We start from the raw sequence: 18,238 nt of genomic DNA, 5'->3' as shown, positions 1-18,238 counted from the left end.
TCATTCCAGCCCAATAACCAAGGCGGCATTCGCTCCGCCAAAACCAAAGCTCAGGTTCAGAGTGTTACGTAATACCGCGGAACGATGCCCTTCGCTGATGTAATCAAGGTCACATTGCGGGTCGGCATTTTTCAGGTTGCAGGTAGCAGGCATCATCTGATGTTGCAAAGCTTGCAAGCAGATAATGGATTCAAAGCTGCCTGCTGCTGCAATCAAATGACCCGAATAGGATTTGGTGCTGGATAACGGCGTGGTATAAGCCGCATCACCAAATGCTTGTTTGATGGCTTGAGTTTCATTCAGATCGTTAAGCTGAGTCGAGGTGCCATGCAGGTTAACGTAATCAATGTCATCGGCGCTCAACCCTGCCTGCTGCAAGGCATGCTGGATAGTTTTGACGCGGGCGACTTTATCTTCTGCCGGTGCGGTGAAATCAAAAGCATCGGAGTAGTTACCGTAACCTTTTATCTCGCCGAGGATATGAGCGCCACGGGCAATAGCCCCTTCCCGCTCTTCCAGACACAGCACCGCCGCCCCTTCAGACAGTACAAAACCATTACGATCTAAACTAAACGGGCAACTGGCTTTGCTGGCATCTTCCTGCTCGCGTGCCAGTGCGCCCAAGATATCGATATTCCAGACGGCGGCATCACTGCGCAGTGATTCCCCCGCCCCGGCTAGCATCATAGAAGCTCGTCCACTGCGGATGATTTCAAAAGCATCACCAATGGCAATAGTGCCGGTGGCGCAAGCGGCGATCGGTGAGTTTTGATAACCACGCAATCCCCAATACAAGCTACAAGCTGCTGTCCCGGCATTCGGCATCGACAGGAAACAGCCGAAAGGTGTGCCCAGCCCGGTTTCTAAATAACCTTCATAGTTATCATGGGTTTCATCCTGACCCGCCCAGCCACTGCCGATGATGGTGCCGCAATCGAGTAAATCGTAATACTCCGCCGGAGATTTCTCGGCAAATGCCATCGCCATGGCTTCTCGTGCAGCAGCCAGCGCTAATCGGGCATAGCGCGGCAGGCGGCGGCGTATCGCGGCAGGTACCGCTTTCAAATTAGGTTCCGCATCAAGCAGGCCAAAAAATCGCGATTTAATGCCCTGCTCGGATTTATCGTAATAACGGTAACCTAATTGGTAATCCATAATGGCCGCCCAACTCTGCTGCGCGGTCATGCCCATTGGGGTCACACTGCCATAACCGGTTACTACAACCCGGCGCTGCTTAACGGTATTTGTCATGATTTAATTCCTTTACTGTCCCTGCTGTTATCCACACCGCCGCCTAAGGCTAGCCATAATTTCATGGTGGCATTCAGGTAGTTATATTGAAATTCGAGCAAACTGGTTTCACTGGTCAGCAGAGCGTCCTGCGCATCCAATAAGGTCTGAAATGAGACGGCACCTGCCTGATATTGGCTGTTAGCCAAGCTCAGCCGACGTTGGCTGAGTTGCAGGTTCTGCCACTGATTCTGTTTTTGTTGCTGATAACTCAGCCGTTGGGTCATTGCGTCATCAACATCTTTCAGTGCGCTGTAGACCTTGCTGCGAAAATCGACTGCCGCCAATTGCACCTCCAGCTTTGACTGGTCAATGGTGAGCTGCACGGTATTCCACTGTAAGAAAGGCAGTGTGCTGTTAACACTCAGTGTCCGGCTTGGGTTGCTGAACCATTGTGAAAATACCGCGCTACCGGCATCCAGCGTGGCGCCCAATGAAAGTGTCGGGTAGAAATTCAGTTTGGCGACATCCGAACCGGCTAATGCCGCACGTAAACGCCACTCGGCCGCCTGTACATCGGGGCGCTGGGCAATCACCTGTAATGGCAGACTTGTGGCGATCGGCACCTGTTGTTGTAAATCCAATGACTGGCGCTCGGTCTGACGATAATCGGGCACGCGGTTAAACAGCAATGCCATGGCATTGCGTGCTGCCTCCCGCTGCTGCTCAAGATTGTGATACTGATTTTGACGATCCAGTAATGTCTGTTGCGCCTGTAATAGCTCGATTTCACCAGCATCACCCGCCGCCATACGCGAGCTCACGATTTTGAGGGTATCTTGCGCAATAGCCACCGCCGCCTGCTGGTAGCCCAACTGTTGATTGAATTTAGCAATCTGCCAGTAGAGATCCGCCGTGGTGCCAATCAATGAAAGTGCCGTTTCCTGCCGATCTTGCTCGGTTGCATTGACCAGCCAAGCCGATTGCTCACGGGCACGGGCTAATTTACCCCACAGATCCAGCTCGTAGCTCAAGCCGAATGAGGTGCTGTAGTTTTCTCGCGGCTGAGTATTTTCATGCAATGACCGAGTATTGCTGCCAGTACCCGTCAATGTGACCTCGGGATGCAAATTAGTATTCGTCAGCCCCGCCGTTAGGCGCGCCTGCTGCAATTTCAGCCCCGCAGTCGCGAGGTCATTATTGCTGATCAACATGCGGCTGATGTTTTCTGACAGTTGCGGGTCATCGAAATTTTCCCACCAGTGCACACTGTGGTGTAGGTAGCCGCCGCCGCTATCTTTGACTCGCCACTCATCAGGCACTGACAACATTGGCCGCTGATAATCACTTTTCAGTAAAGAGCCGCAACCGGTCAGCAGCAGAGTGAGAATCCCGGCATTAATTAATTTCATCATTCTCGTGCCAACGCCTCGGTTGGATGCAAACGAGCAGCATTGCGCGCCGGGAAAAAGCCAAATCCCAACCCGATAAGCGCGGAGAAACTACAGGCCAACACTAACGGCGGCCAAGTGAAAATTAGGGTAAAGGTCTGGGTAACCCAAGAGAAAATCACCCCAGCCAGTGCGGAACCAACAATGCCAATCAAGCCGCCGAGGGTGCAGATGACCACCGCCTCAATCAGGAACTGAAGCATGATGTCGCTCGGACGTGCCCCCACAGAGAGACGAATCCCAATTTCATGGGTGCGCTCAGTCACCGACACCAGCATGATATTCATCACGCCCACCCCGCCCACCAGCAGAGAAATAGCGGCAATAGAGGTGATCAGCAGTGTCATGGAGTCAGATGTTTTCTGAATTGCTTTGCTCATCTGGTCATTACTCAGAATGAAAAAGTCCCGCTGACCATGGGCTTGCTCCAGCAGCTTCTCGACATCTTGTTGCACGTCATTCAGCAAATAGCCTTCACGAACCCGCACCGAGATTGACTCCAGCGGGATATCACCTGAAATCCGCTCGGTCAGCGAGGTATAAGGCATCCAGGCAGCTAATAAGCCACCGAATGATGAACTGCTCCTCTTGGCAACACCTATAACGCGCAGTGGGATGCCATCTAACTGCACAATGGCACCAATCGGATTTTCTCCGGCAGCAAACAGAGTGTCGCTGAGCTCAGGTTGCAGAATGACCACCGGCTCACGGGCATTCACGTGGCTCTGGGTAAAACCCTCCCCGGCCATAAAATTCAGCCCTTTTACCTGAAAGAAGCCGTCACTGACGCCAGAGAGCGCCACCATCACTTGTTTTTCACCCCGTACCGCAGCCACCATTTTGCTCACTACTGGCGACAAGCTATCGACATAGGGTTGATGGCGAAGCAGCTCAACATCGGCTTGTGAAAGTGCGCGTTCAAAATCAGGGCGCGGTTTATCCCAGCCCAACCCTGGGCGAACATCCAGATTACTGGTACCCAGTTGGCTGATTTCATTTAGGATTTCCTGACGAGCGCCTTCTCCCACCGCCATGGAGGACACCACGGAAGAGATGCCGATAATAATGCCGAGCATGGATAAAAAAGCCCGAATGCGGTGCCCAAGCAGGGAGCGCCAGGCCATTTTTATCGCCTCTCTGACACTCAACCACCAGTGGGGGCGGCCGGTGGCAACCGTGGTCGGCAGCGCCGCATTAACTGTCGCAGCACCGGTTGCCTCATTATTGCGATCAGAGATAATTTCACCGTCACTGATCTCGATAATACGCTGCGCCTGATTAGCAATATTGCGGTCATGGGTCACGATGATAATGGTGTGGCCGGACTGATGCAGGCCGTGCAAAATCCCCATCAGCTCCTGCCCACTGGCGCGATCGAGCGCACCGGTCGGTTCATCGGCCAAAATAATACCGGCACCATTCATCAGAGCACGGGCGATACTCACCCGCTGCTGTTGCCCACCGGAGAGTTGCGCCGGTTTGTGCAACAAATGCTGACCCAGACCTAAGCGACGCAGCAAATAAGTGGCGCGTTCCTGACGTTCGGCGGTGCTCATCGCGGTGTAAAGTGCCGGGATAACCACATTCTCGGTCGCCGTTAAGTACGGCATTAAGTGGTAGCGCTGAAAAATAAAACCGATGTACTGGCTGCGTAATTGTGCCAATTGCTCACTGCTGGCCTGCCGCGTCGGGATGTTATGAATCGACATCTCACCCTGCGTCGGTTTATCCAGACAGCCGATAATGTTCATCAGTGTTGATTTACCGGAGCCAGAAGCACCAATAATCGCCACCATTTCGCCGCGATGAATCGACAATGAGATATTCTTGAGTACCGCAACCGACGCGCTACCTGAAGAGAAATGGCGATAGATTCCATCGAGTTGGATCAACGGGGCACGGTTAGCGTCATCACGATGAACAGTATTAATGTCCATTATTCACTCCCGACGGCACACCGATCAGTGCAACCTGCTCACCCTGCTCTAGCCCCTCTTTTACTTCAGCATATTGACCATCACGCAGGCCAATAGCGACCCAGCGCTCGGCAGTCTGTTGGCCTTTGATGACTTGAACTCGATAGCGTTTGTCGGCTTTGGGGTCTAAAGCCGATTGCTGTTCACCTAAAGCAGACAGTGGCACGCGCAGCACATTTTTAGCCTGTGCAGTAATGATGAAGACCTGCGCCGTCATTGAGGTGCGCAATAGCCGCTCATGGTTGGCAATGCTAAAGAGGCCGTTGTAATAAACTGCGGAAGGCTGCTGGTTGTTCCCTTGCCCAGCACTTTCTTCACGCAAGCTGTCTGCAGAAGCTTCCTGAATAGCATCCATCCGGCTCTCGTAGCGGCGCTCAGGGTCGGCGACCACATAGAACCACAGCGGCTGCCCGACACTGACTTTGAGGATGTCGGTTTCTGAAATCCGCGTCTGCACGGTCATGGTATCGACATTCGCCAAAACCATAATGGTTGGCGCAGTCTGTGAGGAAACAATGGTTTGCCCCTCTTTGGTGACAATCCCCAGCACTTCGCCGTCGATAGGCGCCATGATGCGGGTAAAACCGAGATTGGCTTTTGCGGTCTCTAACGCCATTTGGCTCTGTACAATTTGTGCTTCATTAACATGCAATTGCGCTAACTGGCTGTCATATTGCGCCTGTGCTTGCTCCAGCGCACTTTGCACCCCTGAGCCCTCTTTTGCCAACTTCTGCTGGCGGCGGAATTCAAGCAGATATTGACGCAACAAAGCTTGAGTCGCCTGCTTTTGTGCTTGCGCGCTTTGTAATTCAGCTTCTGATTTACGTAATTCGTTTTGCTGCAACGTCGGGTCAATTTCAGCCAATAACTGACCACGAGTGACGCGGTCGCCCTGTTTGACATAAAGTTTGGTTAGCTGCCCGTTGACCTGTGCCCCGACATTGACCTGCAATGAAGGTTTTAAACTGCCGGTGGCCATCACATTGCGTTCAATATCACCGCGATCGACAGTGACAGTTAGCTGTGGCGTATCTTGCTTGCTACCAGATAACAGCAGCGCCGTAGCACCGCCGATCAGCAGTAAAACAATCATCAGCAAGGCCAGTGCTAGTCGCTGTTTTTTGTTCAACCTATTGATACGCATCAGTTAACCGCCGCAGGAGTAAGATGAGCAGATGCCGCTGGTTGAATGCAGCGCACCAGTTGGCCGTCATTTAAGCGGAAAACTTTGTCAAACATCGGCAGCACACTTTCACTGTGAGTCACGGTGATCAGCGTTTTCTGATATTCGCGGCAATGGCTCAGTAAAGTCTGCATCACCTGCTGAGCGGTATCTTCGTCCAGATTGGCCGTTGGTTCGTCCAGCACCAACACCGGGCAATTGCTGTACATTGCACGCGCCAGTAATAGCCGTTGGCGCTGCCCTAAAGAGAGTGCTGCATGACTTTCGCGCACCAGCGCACTGAGGCCTCCGGGCAATTTATCGATAACATGAGTTAATTGCAGACCTTGCAGTGAGCGCTCAATACGCTGGCGTTTTTCGCCATCAAGATGCCCATCAAACAAGGTGATATTTTGTAATACCGAGGCATTAAACAGGATATCTTCCTGACTTTGCAGGAAGAACAGTGCATGGGCCTGTTGAAAATCAACCGGTTCACCATCCACGATAACTTGCCCTTGCTGTGGCGGCATTAACCCGGCCATCACTTTCAGCAAAGTACTTTTTCCGGCCCCGGATTCCCCGACAATCGCCACGCTTTGCCCGCGTGTCAGTGACAGCGATAAGTCACGCAATACCGGCTGGCTGGCATCGTAAGCAAAGCGGATATTCTGATAAACCAACTGATGGTTAAACACCGGCGGAGCTTTTGGCACTGCCGAGCTGTTTTCTGCGGATACCGGCTGCCCAGCCGGGAACAAGTCGCGCGCGCGGATATCAATGACGTGCAATTGGTTTTTCTGCAAAATGGCATAGAAGATTTTGGTGATATAGGAAGTGAAAATTTCGCGCACAAAACTATAGGCGAAAAACTCCCCCAGACTCAGTGTCCCTTGCTTTAACAATGGCAACGCCAGCAGCATAAAGAACACCATTTCCAAGCTACCAATCAGTTGATAAAGGCTATTTTTGACCTGATCGTAGATTTTCTTCTTCTGTAATGCGGTGAACAGTGACAGCACCAGACCGGCAAACACCCCTTGGCGTTGGCTGGATAAACCGGCAGATTTAATGGTAGAAAAGCCCTGAATGCTCTCCAGAATGAAGTCGCTTTGCTCGGCCCCTTTCACCTGTAACTGCTGAGTGTAATAGCGGTCACGATAGATAGCCCAAATGCTGATAAGCCCCATCAGCATCACACCGATAGCCGACACCATTGCCAACAGTGGGCTCATGTAGCACATCACCGCCAACGCAATAGCGCCGATTATCCAGTCGGTGCGCAGGCCATTATCCAGCTCAATTTTTTGCGTGGCTGCCATTTGCCAGTTCGAGAAGCGGCTGAAGATGTCACCCGGCGCTCGCTTATCAAAGAAGTTAAGCGAGTGACTGAGCAAGCGCGAGAAACCGGCCACACTGTTAAGCACCACAAAGTGTTTGATATAGCGCTCAGTGATATATCGCACAGCAAAAGCCAATGACGTCGCAACCACAAAGGCCAATAGAAAATAGAAATAAGGGAAATCTTTATCACCGGCAGAGGAAAATACGTCATTAATGGCGCTGCTGACCATGGTCGGCATAATAAACAGCGTCAGAGAAATCAAGAATGCCAGCGTCATTAGCCAGTAGATGCCACGAATACTCGCCGTCTCTTTTAAACTCATGCAGTCGAGCGCACTGAGTCGTTTGCTGTGTTGAATTTTCTTCACGGCTTCTGGATCAGCCGGGGTTTCAGGATCCAGCACCAGCGCATAACCACTGATTTCTGCTTTTAAGGCATCCATGGGTAGCAACTGCTGCCCAATGGCCGGGTTCATTACGCAGACATAGTTACCTTGACGATAGGCGAGCAGCACATAATGGTTGGCACCATAATGCAGAATGGCCGGCAGAGGTAACGCTGACAGCTCTTGATGCTCAAATACCACCGGATAAGCCGGAATGGCCAGCTCAGACAAAATAGTACAAAGCGTGGCCAGTGATGTGCCATGCCCAGAGGCAGGATAACGCTCACGCAAGCTTTCCAGTGGCGCATCGATGCCTTGCGTCTGTGCCAGCATCGCAATACAGGCCAAACCGCATTCATTGGTTTCGCTTTGAAAAACTAGCGTTGGGATTATCTTTTCCATTTTCTACTATTCTTTGTGGGTAACATTATTCATTAATAAAAAACAACGAATGTGAGTGCCATAACAGCCAATCTTGTGGATGCTGCGTCATTGATGTTTCAATCAATTCAGGTAATTTATTTTTGACTTCCCGTGCATTAAGCGCAGGATAAACATGGATTTTTATGCCTTTGTCGTAATACAGGTAATAAAAAACCACTTGCGCTGACAGTGCTCTGGCAAGGCGGATAATTCCACTGTGCAAATTGGCCGGACGGTCGAACAGTTGGCAGGGAATCTTTGCGGTTTCCGTCGTCTGGTTATTAATGGTGTAATCCGGCGTAATATCCGGAAAAATCATAATATTTCGCTTATGCTCTGCCGCTTCCATAATGGCGTCCATCAGGTTGCCCGCAATGGCACGGCTATCAGCATGGATAGAGCAATAAGAGATATTCACTCCCCCCATTTGCCGGGCCTGCTCTTCATAAGCTTCTGCACTGGCTGACACCACGACCGTCGCCAGTCCTGGATAAGAGCCCGCACCCACCATACCGGCAAGCACATCTGAGACCATATGCAGAGGGGCCAAAATCACCGGAGAACCCGCGTCGTGCAGCGCTTTGACGTGGCTATCCAACTGCTGAGTGCAAGCTGCCAACTGAGCTAAAACCTGCCGATTCTGCCCAAAGGTTGCCGCCAGCTCTAACACCTGACGGCGTTGCGCGGTACGGATAAAATTGCGTGCAGACGGGCTTTTCTGCCCCGTCAACAGACACTGACTGTTAGCGGCTGCCACCCGGGCCAGATTCTTCTGCCGCCGTGACGACAAGCCGAAAGCCCGGTGCAAAGCACCGAGCAGCAGTAACCAGCGATAGTCACCATACCGTAATAACCCGACAGCCAGTTTGGCTTGCAAGTGGGTCAATGTTCGCCCGCTGAAAGCCAGCTTATCCAGCTGGTTTCTCCAGGCGAAATAACCCCATACGGCTAACAGTCTCATTATTTCTCCAGCGCCTTATCGTGCTCGAGTAATGACAACAGATGATCCGAGAACGCTGGGAATTCACGATCCTGTAGCGCTATCCATTTCTTGCCAACAATAAAGGTCGGAGTGGCATCAACTTTGTAATGCGCTGTCACTGCCGTCATATAGGCAACCAGCTCTTTAACTTCAGCGGATTGGCGGACTTGCTGGTATTTAGCGACATCAATGCCATTGGCTTTCAACCAAGCTTCGAGCTTGCTGTTATCACTAAAATCAATATTGTCTTCGAGTACCGCTTTGTAGGCACTCGCTCGATGCTGCGACTCAATACCCATTACGGATAATGTGGCAAACATCGGTGCGAAACGCCCTAACCCAGAGGTTTTATCGCTGCTGATGTGCAGGCGAATAAAACGGGTGCCTTCTGGCATACGACTTTCTAATTGGGCGACATTCTCTTCGTTGATGGCGCAGTAATGGCAGCCATAAGAGAAGATTTCGATAATACTTTTGTCATCTTTAATCGGGCTATTCTCAACATCGCTGCTGCTAACAGAGAACAGCGTTTCCTGCGTATCCTGATTGAGCACGAAATAATGGAAATAGGCGGTTGTTATCAATGAAGAAATAAGGATAACCAACAGTGTATAGCCTATAAAGAATCCCTTACTCCTAAACATATTTTTTTTGGTAGACATGGTCAGTTTTATTCACAATCAGGGTTCAGGTAAGACATAAATGGCGTAAAATGACCTTTATGTCCGCGAAAATAATATTTATAACATTCACTTAATGCGAAAATTCTTGAATTTCAGCATCAGTAGAGTATTAAAAAAATAAATCAGGCAAGCATGGTAATTACCCCATACTTACCTGGGGCATCGTCAAATATTAATAAAAATTAACGAATACTTAATTCACTATCTTAACGGCAATTAGCTACGCTAGTTGGTGCTGAAGAAGAGCTAACAACTTTACCGTGTTTGTCAGTACAAGTAGTAATAGCCATGCAAGTCAAAGTTGTGCTACCGGTCTTCCACTGGTAAGTATCTTTACAAGTAGTACCAGTACCGCCAACGATAGTATTTGCATCAGCCATGTTCATTTTTTTCATGATAAAGTCCTTAAAGAAAAAATAAAAAATTATAGCCTATTATTTAATAGCCCATTGAAGTATGCGTTTTAAATATTAGGTTCACCCCAACACTTAATTAATCCAACGCAGGAGATTTATACTATAACAACAATACCAATTACAACAAAAAATAACATTTATTTAATTTAAATTAATATATAAATAAATGCCGCAAGGGTTCGCTGCCATATTAAAATAACAGTAAACCATCTTGCCTCATGAATATAAAAACAACGAAATTAAAACGCTATTTTATATTCATAATAATAATGCACTCATAGACTGAATGCATATAACTCTTCTATTTAAAGATATGACATAATCACAACTCCACTACCGGAAAAGGTACCTGCATCAGGCAATGCCGTTGCATGAAGTGTCGACTCAATCAGGAAAGAGTTGTTGCCCACTCCGGGGGTTACTGTTACACCAGCAGACAAGTCTTGCCCCGCCACTTTCAATGTCGATGTTAGATTGCCATTCTGCCCAAGGTTGATACTTTTACCACCCACCAAGGTCAACTTCACTGATGTTCTGGCGGTACAGTTGATAATTAGCGGCTCGCTTTTTATTGCTCCATCAACACTTTGCTGATTAAGTGAGCCATAATTGATATACACATCACCGGTGATATCACAGGTTTCCGGGGTCGGAGGAACTGCACCACAATAGGAGCCGGGGATAGACTGACCAGTGAAGTTGATATCATCATCTCCCTGCCAATACATCACCCCAAAGCAAGTACCTGCTGCGCGTAATGGATTTAAGGTTGTTGTTGCCCAGCCACCAGAGACGCCGTTTTGTGCAATAAAGGCAGTGCGCATATCTTGAGCCGTTGCACCACGGGCAACCGTTACGCGAGTTGAAGCATAAGAGGGATTGGCGCACAATTCATCGATATCACTCGAGAAGTGGCATATTGCTACAGAACAATAAGTCTTGGCACAAAGTACGGCACCACTACTTTCCTCGCTCGGCCAAGAAAAAGTACCTTGATATTGAGAACCAACACGAGTTTGTGTCGAAACCCAGGCGCTGGCCTGACTATAAAGTGGCAATAAGAACAGCACGCAAGCTATTAACCAGCAATAACGATTACTTAGCTGTATATCAGGCTGTCTCACTCGTTTAAATTCCATGAATTCCATCCGCATATTAATAATATTGCAGGTTAAAAGTGGCTACTGCACTGAACTCACCGCGCTTAATTGTGCGTTGGGTTATTGCGTCTGGTTCACCGCGGACATAGGCTTTCAACGTAATAATATTATTACCCGTATCAAGCGGGATATCGTCACTGGATTGATTCAGTGGTAATGCTTTCCCTGCCATAGTTTCTAGACCAATAGCAATTCCTACATCATTGCCATCAACCGCTAATAACCCCGGTAAATTAACACTGTCATTACCAGTGAACATAATATTGGCAGTAGTACCTAAGCTGATATCACAATCAACTAGGTGGATTTGAAACTGTTTGCCTAAAGTGCGCTGATTCGAATAAAGATATTTATCGACAACGGTGCCAAAGTTCAAACTAATAGCCTCGTCACCAGGGCGGATAGTGCACGGCTCTGCTACTAATGCGCCATGAAAACGCATATTGTCAGCCGCAGATACCGACATAATGCCAAGAGTATTCAAAACCAGAACACTCAAAATAATTCGCCCGTGGCGCACCAGCAGATTTAAATTAGTCATCATTTGATCCTATTGGTAATCCACTAATAATGTAGCGGTAGCCTCAAAGGCCCCTTCACTTAATATCGCACCGGTTGCTTGAACAGGAACGGCCTGAAGTGTCGGCGGATTATTTTTGTCATAAGCAATACGCGTATTCAGTGTTAAAGGGACGCCATTTCTCAGTATACGAATGCCCAGATCAGGAATATTGGTTTGTATTGCAGAGAGATCAAACGTAGTAACAGACGCGCTTACTATTGTCAGGCCTAATTCCAAGCTGCTACTCACTGTTTCACACGCCACACTGTAAGGCACGGTCTGGATATAATTAATACCATCAATTTTCTTCACCCCCAGGTTTTCCCCAAAAGGCACATCAATGGTATTCCCACCGCTGATGACACAGGGTGCAGGATTAATTAACGAGCCGGTGAACAACATGTCATCCGCATACGTCAATGTGCTACTCAATGCCAAAACGACAGCAACAGAACAGCGTGATATCAGTGAGACTTTTTTCATTACTGATACTCCACAACCATGGTCGCTGTGCCGTAAAAGTACCCGGTGCTCAACGTCGCCCCTGCTTGTTTGACAGGAACTGCCTGTAATACCGGTATCGTCGGGTAGGAGAACGTAAATGTAGAGTTAAGTGTTAATGGCTGACTGTTGCGTACAAGTTTGATCCCCAGACTCGAATTACTCGTTTTCAAGACCGTCGTATCAAAACCCGCGCCATCACCCTTAATCGTCATTTTCAGTGCATTGGATACCGCCCCAGTACAGTTCAATGTATAGGTCACCGGCTTTATATATTGAGCACCATCAACTCGTGAAGTCAGGATGTCATCACCAAAATCGACAGTAATGGTGCCGCTGTTATTAATCACGCAAGGCGGCGGATTAATTAATGTGCCTGAAAACAGCATGTTGTCTGCATACGCTAACGAACTGCTGAGGGCCAAAACCACAGCAACGGAACAATACGATGTGAGTGAATTTATTTTCATTACTGGTACTCCACAACCAAGGTTGCTGTGCCGGAAAAATATCCCGTACTTAACGTCGCATTTGTTTGCTTAACCGGCACTGCCTGTAATACAGGGACCGTCGGATAGGTAAAATTAAATTCGCTATTAAGCGGCAGTACCAACCCACTTCGCATCAATTTGATCCCCAGACTCGTATTACTGGTTTTCAATAGGGTGGTATCAAAATTCGCACCATTACCTTTGATGCTCATTTTCAGCGCATTTTTAGCTGCCGCAGTACAGTTCAGGGTATAGGTCACCGGTTTCATGTAATTAACACCGTCAATATTCGACGTCAGCAGGTCATCACCAAAATTAACGTTGATGGTATTGTTGCTGTTGATCACGCAGGGCGGCGCTGCAAAAATACTGACCGAAACATTCACTGTTGCCGTCTTATTTAGTGCCCAAACAGGGCTGCTAAATAATGTCGTTGTTCCTACGATGGCCGTCATCCCAATCATGGCCTTCATGACCATCGGGGCCAGCCGGGTAACTAATCCCTTACAAACAACAGCCATCCCATATTCCTTATTGCTAAAATTATGGCCCCACGAAAACCACTGTTACTTGATGCTTTCAACCACGGAACAGGTACTGCCCGTACAGCCAAAGATCAGTTTTGGACGACCACCGAAATCATTGACATAGGTCAGCACTGGTTTGCTGCCTAATGCCGCAGCACTAACATCCAACATGCCCTGCGCTTTTGGGGCAATCATCAACGGCTTAAAACCCGCTGCAGTTTTGCCGGTTTTGCTCTCACTGGCATCCACCAGAGTGATGTAATACGGGGTCGGGTTATTAACCTGATAACGATCGCCCTGACGGGTCAGCTGTAACTTTTCCTGCCAAGGTGTCGACATGTCGGCCTTTTGGGGCACGATGCTGGTCGGGCGATAAAAAAGTTTGATGCGCGTTTGCAGAGCAATCTGCAAAGTATTAGGTTTGTCTGAACGCGGCGGAATTTCACGCAGGTTAAAATAGAACAGCGTTTCCCGGTCTTGCGCCAACTGGCTCACCGCCGGCAATGTCTGTACTTTTAACTGGCTGAGAGCACCTGGCTCAACACGCTGAACCGGTGGAACCACCGTCAGTGGGGTATTGATCTTGTTGCCCTGCTCATCTTCAATCCAGCCCTGCGCCAGATAAGGCAATTGCTTATTCTGGTTGCTGATATTCAAGCTGATCGATTTATCGCCGCCATTGATAATCGCCCGAGTTCTGTCCAGTGCGATTGCTGCTGTTGCTTGCTGAGCCATAAGTGCCGTCACCAAAATCGTGGTGATACGCAGTTTATTATTCAATTTCATTACCTTATTTCCTTCAATTATTCATGTCAGAACCTGATGGCGCCGGTCGTCTTCTATTATGTGAACGAGCGGCTATCTGCAGGTTCATTACTCAATCTGTTCTACTGTGCTACCGGGGGCTTATCCCCTGTCGCTATCGGCTGACAAGGCAACAGTAAATTTGCCAGCACTGCCGGAGAAAGCATCTTCGGTAGAGTGACGCTGCATTGCGCCTGCCCATTCCAGTGTACTGACATCGTTTCACCGGCCTTGATCCCACTGAGGTACGTAGAACCGTCGTCATTAACAATGCCGGTTTCTTGCTGATTTTCATTGACTACAGTGGCCCCGAATGGCGGCGATGTACCGTCTGCCAGGCGAATCATGGCCATCGCTTTTTCACCGGAAATCACATTAAAACGACGATAACCGATAGCACCTTCCGTCAAGGTAACCTGCGCGACTGTTCCTCTCGCCTCGACATCATCTGCCAGGTTATCAATGTCAATACTGGCGCGGTTGCGGTAATAACTGTTCACATCACCCACCACCGCTTTACCAAATTGGTTGGTGCGAATGGTTGAGCCATACCCTTGCACCGGCACACCAGAGACACCTTGGGTATCAAGCAGTAATCGGGTACCACCGAGTGTATTAACCCGATGTAGCGCCCCACCTTCAGCAGTGATGGTTGCGCCCCCCTGAATGCCGACGCCAACAGAAGAGTATTGCCCTTCCTGATAACTGGCATTGGCGTTGATATCTGCACTGTTCCCCGTGTGGGTATAGTTACCGCTCACTAACGCGCCACTACGCGCCACACCAGTATTGATTTGGTAGTTGTTGTGAGCATCAATACGGTCGGCATACCCCACCCGCTGGCTGTTTTCACTGCCATTGACTGTCGCGCTGTAACTGATTGTTGCGCTGTTGCCAAATGGCATGGACATCGATAAATACATCCCGTCATCGTTATTTTCGTTATAACGGTTGCGATACGCGGATATTGTGACACTGACGTTCTTAAGCTTGCCCATATCAAAATAGCGCGCTAACGACAGGTTATAGCGGTCATTAGCCGAGCGATCCCAATACGTCTGATGGCTATAGTTCAGATACGCGCTCAACCCCAGATCACGGAACTGCTGGTTGAAACTGATGGTATACATCTCTTTATTGCCACCCACGTTATCGCCACGATAACGTGCATCAAGATATTGGCTCATGCTCATAAAGTTACGTTCAGAGAAGCGATAGCCCGCAAACGTCACCTGACTGCCAGTTTCCTGAAAGTTTTTTGAATAGTTGACTCGGTAAGAGCCACCACTCAAGGTGCCTTGATCCGGTAAGGTCGCCCAAGATTGGGTCATGTCCACCGACACCGCACCAAACTCCATCAAGTCACGACCAATCCCCATGGACGCCGCTTGATATTCGTTTTCACCACTGATCCCACCGCCGAACAGTGACCAGCCGTTATTGATCCCCCAAGAGAATTCCCCGGTACCAAATACCGGCCCTTCAGACCGATGACCAATATCAGAAGGCTTACCAGCAGCGATTCTGTAACGCACCATGCCAGGGCGGGTCAGGTAAGGAATACTTGCGGTATTCACTTGAAATTGTTGAACTTGTCCATCAAGTTCTTCGACCCGAACATCCAATGTCCCGGAGACAAAACTGTTAAGGTTCTGAATACGGAAAGGACCGGCGGCCACCAGTGTTTCACTCAATACACGCCCTTGCTGACTCACAACGACTCGCGCATTGGTCCGAGCCACACCGGTAATTTCCGGTGCATAACCGCGTAAATTCGGCGGCAACATATTGTCATCCGTCACCAAACTGGCACCGCTAAAGCGGAAACTGTCGAAAATAGCCGAGTTTAAAAAGTCCTCGCCTAACGTCAGCTTGGCACCCAAATTGGGTATCGCACGGTAGGCGTAATAACGGCTCCAATCCCATTGACGTTCAGTTGGCGAACCAGAAACCTCATCAATACGGGTCTGCCAATCAGCGCGAAAGCGCCAGGCACCCAAGTTGGCTCCAGCCGTGCCATTACCGCTCAAACTATTGTTGCTGGTATTGTTCGTCTGTTGGCGGTTCAGTTGCCCTAACAAGTTGTAATCGAAAAGCACCCCAGAAATCCCCTCCTCCCAACGTGAAGGTGGATCCCAGTCAGGTTCGCTGTATTCCAGCCAAGCTTGCGGCACACTCAAGTAAAGTGATGAAGTCGCCAAATCACCTTGCACGGTCAGACCGGGCAAGCTGCTGATATCCAAACACTCTCCGTCACGCCACCACGTCAGTTTTTTAAAGCTGTCTTCTTTCAATGCCAGTAATTCAACCAACTTGGGGGATAAACATGCCTCACTTTTTTTAGGATCTTTTTCAGCGGCATAGAATATTATCGGTTGCTCACCAATATCTTGTTTGTTCATATGAACCAACAAGTTATAACTCCCTGGCATGATAAAACCACGTTGGGAGAATTGGCTCAGATCGAAATTGGCCCGATCCTTGGTATCTAACACATCGGTATTAAACTGAATATCATCACTGGCTAACGCGCCATAAGCATTGCCACTTAACGCAACTGCAATCAAAATGCGTAATAAATCACGACGGGCAATACCGGTGGTGATGGAACGAGCGGATAGCATGGGATATGTCACCTTACTCATTGAAATCAGTAATAATCCAATGTGAAACGAACGCTAGAATGATAAGTTCCAGCACGCAGCATCTTGCCATTGCCCACTAAACGCAGGGCATAATTGAGTTTCATATCTGCAGGGATAATATTTATCTCCGGTGACGCTATCCCAGGAATAGAAGCAATGCCTTTATCATCAACGATTTGCATGGCAACCCCCTCGGCTTCACCGTAAACTGCGTAATTACTACCGTCCGCTGTACCGTCAAAAGTCACGGTAAAGTGCTGTTGGTTAGATTTGCTCGAATCAGCATGGGCAATGGTGCAATCATGCAAACGAATCTCGAATGGATGATCATTTCCCACACCGTTTTGAACTAACTGACCTATTGGTAAAATCGCCATATCAATGGTCTGTTCCAAACTTCCTGGATCTATCGCACAAGCAGTATCAGTAATACTTCCTTCCATACTCACGCGACCCCAATCTGTTTTCATGGGGGAGGCCATTACCGCGACACTCAGTAATGACGCCATCAGTAAGGAAGGAGGCACTATCAAAAAAAATGACTTGGACATAAATCACCTAGCTCATCCAACACGTATCTTTCTCAGGGGAAAAAGACATGCGGAAAAATCCGCATGCCGAATTAGAAAAGGGATACTTATTGGTAAGCCAGCGTGAAGTCTGCAACGCTAGAGAAGGTACCTGGTTTGATTGCGTCAGAAGCAGTGCTGCCCTGCAGGTAAGCAGAGAATGCCAGAGTGTTGTTGCCATTAACCAGAGTCTGTTCGCCAGTTGCAGTACCCAGAGTAATAACAGAACCTGAACCATCAACGATTGCGATACCAGCGCCTTCAGCAACACCAGTGATACCCAGCAGGCCAGGTACTGCAGCTGATTCCATACCGCCGAAAGTGGTGGTTACAGTTTTCAGGGTAGTGATGTCGCAGTTTTCCAACTTGATGTTGAAATCATGAGCAGATGATTTGCCGCCGTTCTGCAGAGCAACGTTAGAGATCTGGCCCATTTCAACAGTTTGTGAATCAGAACCCGCAGCGATTGAGCATGGCGCATCAATGATAGAACCATTGAAAGTTACAGTACCCTGACCTTGATCAGCAGCGTTAGCCATAGAAGCAAAACCTAATACCAGACCAGCAGCCAAGATAGTTTTATTCAGTTTCATTACGTGATTCCTTTATACACAATTAAAATTTTGCCCGCCGATTTACCTCAATAAAATCAAGGCAAATACCGCTTCGAAGTAGTTTGAAAATAAGTATTCATATGGTTTCTTATCGTTTAAATACGAGAAGTTTAACCAAGAACTAGATAGAGCCATAAAGTTGACGTGAAAGCATTGATGAATACCCACATCATTCAGAAAAAATTTAAATAACGTTAAAGCTCTTTTTGTTCGCCGCAGATAATACAAATATAGGAGGATAGTTGATAGCTATTTAATTCAAATAACCAAAATTCAGAGTCTTTAACTTAATTAACTAATTTAACACAATAA

Annotated in this window: 17 protein-coding genes; all 17 read right to left on the bottom strand. The window is 48.5% G+C overall.

Features of this window, described 5'->3' with window-relative positions; all coding sequences use genetic code 11:
• The 17 genes from N0H69_RS04205 to N0H69_RS04125 all read right to left on the bottom strand — a co-directional run bounded on the left by N0H69_RS04205 (position 1) and on the right by N0H69_RS04125 (position 17,905).
• Positions 1 to 1,251 carry a beta-ketoacyl-[acyl-carrier-protein] synthase family protein gene (locus N0H69_RS04205; RefSeq protein ID WP_050121475.1) on the bottom strand — a complete coding sequence of 417 codons (1,251 nt, stop codon included), beginning with the start codon at positions 1,249 to 1,251 and terminating at the stop codon, positions 1 to 3.
• The gene (locus N0H69_RS04200; RefSeq protein WP_301280484.1) at positions 1,248 to 2,642 is read right to left on the bottom strand and encodes an efflux transporter outer membrane subunit; all 1,395 of its coding nucleotides are present in this window, start codon (positions 2,640 to 2,642) and stop codon (positions 1,248 to 1,250) included. Before N0H69_RS04200 ends, N0H69_RS04205 begins: the two co-directional genes overlap by 4 nt.
• On the bottom strand, positions 2,642 to 4,618 hold the full coding sequence (locus tag N0H69_RS04195) for an ABC transporter permease (RefSeq protein ID WP_050150242.1): 1,977 nt from the start codon (positions 4,616 to 4,618) through the stop codon (positions 2,642 to 2,644). Before N0H69_RS04195 ends, N0H69_RS04200 begins: the two co-directional genes overlap by 1 nt.
• Positions 4,608 to 5,801, bottom strand: a complete 1,194-nt coding sequence (locus N0H69_RS04190) for an efflux RND transporter periplasmic adaptor subunit (protein ID WP_050150245.1) — start codon at positions 5,799 to 5,801, stop codon at positions 4,608 to 4,610. Before N0H69_RS04190 ends, N0H69_RS04195 begins: the two co-directional genes overlap by 11 nt.
• Positions 5,801 to 7,951, bottom strand: a complete 2,151-nt coding sequence (locus N0H69_RS04185; RefSeq protein ID WP_050150248.1) for a peptidase domain-containing ABC transporter — start codon at positions 7,949 to 7,951, stop codon at positions 5,801 to 5,803. The genes N0H69_RS04190 and N0H69_RS04185 overlap by 1 nt, the downstream gene beginning before the upstream one ends.
• 25 nt (positions 7,952 to 7,976) lie before the next feature.
• Entirely contained in the window at positions 7,977 to 8,933 is a 957-nt protein-coding gene (locus N0H69_RS04180) for an LpxL/LpxP family acyltransferase (RefSeq protein WP_050150251.1), read from the bottom strand.
• Complete coding sequence (locus N0H69_RS04175; protein WP_072077390.1) at positions 8,933 to 9,559, bottom strand: DsbA family protein; 627 nt, start codon at positions 9,557 to 9,559, stop codon at positions 8,933 to 8,935. Before N0H69_RS04175 ends, N0H69_RS04180 begins: the two co-directional genes overlap by 1 nt.
• Before the next feature lie 284 nt (positions 9,560 to 9,843).
• Entirely contained in the window at positions 9,844 to 10,032 is a 189-nt protein-coding gene (locus N0H69_RS04170; RefSeq protein ID WP_050106463.1) for a DUF4762 family protein, read from the bottom strand.
• 326 nt (positions 10,033 to 10,358) lie between these two features.
• Positions 10,359 to 11,192: an MrpH family fimbial adhesin gene (locus N0H69_RS04165; protein WP_050150254.1), complete on the bottom strand. Its 834-nt coding sequence runs from the start codon at positions 11,190 to 11,192 to the stop codon at positions 10,359 to 10,361.
• A 16-nt stretch (positions 11,193 to 11,208) separates the two neighbouring features.
• Positions 11,209 to 11,754 carry a fimbrial protein gene (locus tag N0H69_RS04160; RefSeq protein WP_050150257.1) on the bottom strand — a complete coding sequence of 182 codons (546 nt, stop codon included), beginning with the start codon at positions 11,752 to 11,754 and terminating at the stop codon, positions 11,209 to 11,211.
• A 9-nt stretch (positions 11,755 to 11,763) separates the two neighbouring features.
• Complete coding sequence (locus tag N0H69_RS04155; RefSeq protein ID WP_050150260.1) at positions 11,764 to 12,258, bottom strand: fimbrial protein; 495 nt, start codon at positions 12,256 to 12,258, stop codon at positions 11,764 to 11,766.
• The gene (locus tag N0H69_RS04150) at positions 12,258 to 12,746 is read right to left on the bottom strand and encodes a fimbrial protein (protein WP_050150263.1); all 489 of its coding nucleotides are present in this window, start codon (positions 12,744 to 12,746) and stop codon (positions 12,258 to 12,260) included. The genes N0H69_RS04155 and N0H69_RS04150 overlap by 1 nt, the downstream gene beginning before the upstream one ends.
• Positions 12,746 to 13,288, bottom strand: a complete 543-nt coding sequence (locus N0H69_RS04145; RefSeq protein ID WP_050106468.1) for a fimbrial protein — start codon at positions 13,286 to 13,288, stop codon at positions 12,746 to 12,748. The genes N0H69_RS04150 and N0H69_RS04145 overlap by 1 nt, the downstream gene beginning before the upstream one ends.
• 45 nt (positions 13,289 to 13,333) lie before the next feature.
• Positions 13,334 to 14,080 (bottom strand): fimbria/pilus periplasmic chaperone, encoded by a 747-nt coding sequence (locus N0H69_RS04140; protein ID WP_050106469.1) that lies wholly within the window; start codon positions 14,078 to 14,080, stop codon positions 13,334 to 13,336.
• A 101-nt stretch (positions 14,081 to 14,181) separates the two neighbouring features.
• Positions 14,182 to 16,722, bottom strand: a complete 2,541-nt coding sequence (locus N0H69_RS04135) for an outer membrane usher protein (protein WP_050133165.1) — start codon at positions 16,720 to 16,722, stop codon at positions 14,182 to 14,184.
• Between the two features lie 26 nt (positions 16,723 to 16,748).
• Positions 16,749 to 17,252, bottom strand: coding sequence for a fimbrial protein (locus tag N0H69_RS04130; protein ID WP_050106624.1), 504 nt, complete (start codon positions 17,250 to 17,252; stop codon positions 16,749 to 16,751).
• 128 nt (positions 17,253 to 17,380) lie between these two features.
• Positions 17,381 to 17,905 carry a fimbrial protein gene (locus N0H69_RS04125; RefSeq protein WP_050106471.1) on the bottom strand — a complete coding sequence of 175 codons (525 nt, stop codon included), beginning with the start codon at positions 17,903 to 17,905 and terminating at the stop codon, positions 17,381 to 17,383.
• Between the last annotated feature and the right edge of the window lie 333 nt (positions 17,906 to 18,238).

Origin of the sequence: Yersinia alsatica, from assembly GCF_025133195.1 — a bacterium.
Taxonomy (GTDB): domain Bacteria; phylum Pseudomonadota; class Gammaproteobacteria; order Enterobacterales; family Enterobacteriaceae; genus Yersinia; species Yersinia alsatica.
Note: the sequence above shows the minus strand (reverse complement) of the source record. Positions and strands in the feature narration are given on the sequence as shown.

Excerpts from the sequence above, each read along its gene's own strand:
- N0H69_RS04205 (WP_050121475.1), bottom strand. The coding sequence starts at position 1,251 with ATGACAAATACCGTTAAGCAGCGCCGGGTTGTAGTAACCGGTTATGGC.
- N0H69_RS04200 (WP_301280484.1), bottom strand. The coding sequence starts at position 2,642 with ATGAAATTAATTAATGCCGGGATTCTCACTCTGCTGCTGACCGGTTGC.
- N0H69_RS04195 (WP_050150242.1), bottom strand. The coding sequence starts at position 4,618 with ATGGACATTAATACTGTTCATCGTGATGACGCTAACCGTGCCCCGTTG.
- N0H69_RS04190 (WP_050150245.1), bottom strand. The coding sequence starts at position 5,801 with ATGCGTATCAATAGGTTGAACAAAAAACAGCGACTAGCACTGGCCTTG.
- N0H69_RS04185 (WP_050150248.1), bottom strand. The coding sequence starts at position 7,951 with ATGGAAAAGATAATCCCAACGCTAGTTTTTCAAAGCGAAACCAATGAA.
- N0H69_RS04180 (WP_050150251.1), bottom strand. The coding sequence starts at position 8,933 with ATGAGACTGTTAGCCGTATGGGGTTATTTCGCCTGGAGAAACCAGCTG.
- N0H69_RS04170 (WP_050106463.1), bottom strand. The coding sequence starts at position 10,032 with ATGAAAAAAATGAACATGGCTGATGCAAATACTATCGTTGGCGGTACT.
- N0H69_RS04165 (WP_050150254.1), bottom strand. The coding sequence starts at position 11,192 with ATGGAATTTAAACGAGTGAGACAGCCTGATATACAGCTAAGTAATCGT.
- N0H69_RS04160 (WP_050150257.1), bottom strand. The coding sequence starts at position 11,754 with ATGACTAATTTAAATCTGCTGGTGCGCCACGGGCGAATTATTTTGAGT.
- N0H69_RS04155 (WP_050150260.1), bottom strand. The coding sequence starts at position 12,258 with ATGAAAAAAGTCTCACTGATATCACGCTGTTCTGTTGCTGTCGTTTTG.
- N0H69_RS04150 (WP_050150263.1), bottom strand. The coding sequence starts at position 12,746 with ATGAAAATAAATTCACTCACATCGTATTGTTCCGTTGCTGTGGTTTTG.
- N0H69_RS04145 (WP_050106468.1), bottom strand. The coding sequence starts at position 13,288 with ATGGCTGTTGTTTGTAAGGGATTAGTTACCCGGCTGGCCCCGATGGTC.
- N0H69_RS04140 (WP_050106469.1), bottom strand. The coding sequence starts at position 14,080 with ATGAAATTGAATAATAAACTGCGTATCACCACGATTTTGGTGACGGCA.
- N0H69_RS04135 (WP_050133165.1), bottom strand. The coding sequence starts at position 16,722 with ATGCTATCCGCTCGTTCCATCACCACCGGTATTGCCCGTCGTGATTTA.
- N0H69_RS04130 (WP_050106624.1), bottom strand. The coding sequence starts at position 17,252 with ATGGCGTCATTACTGAGTGTCGCGGTAATGGCCTCCCCCATGAAAACA.
- N0H69_RS04125 (WP_050106471.1), bottom strand. The coding sequence starts at position 17,905 with ATGAAACTGAATAAAACTATCTTGGCTGCTGGTCTGGTATTAGGTTTT.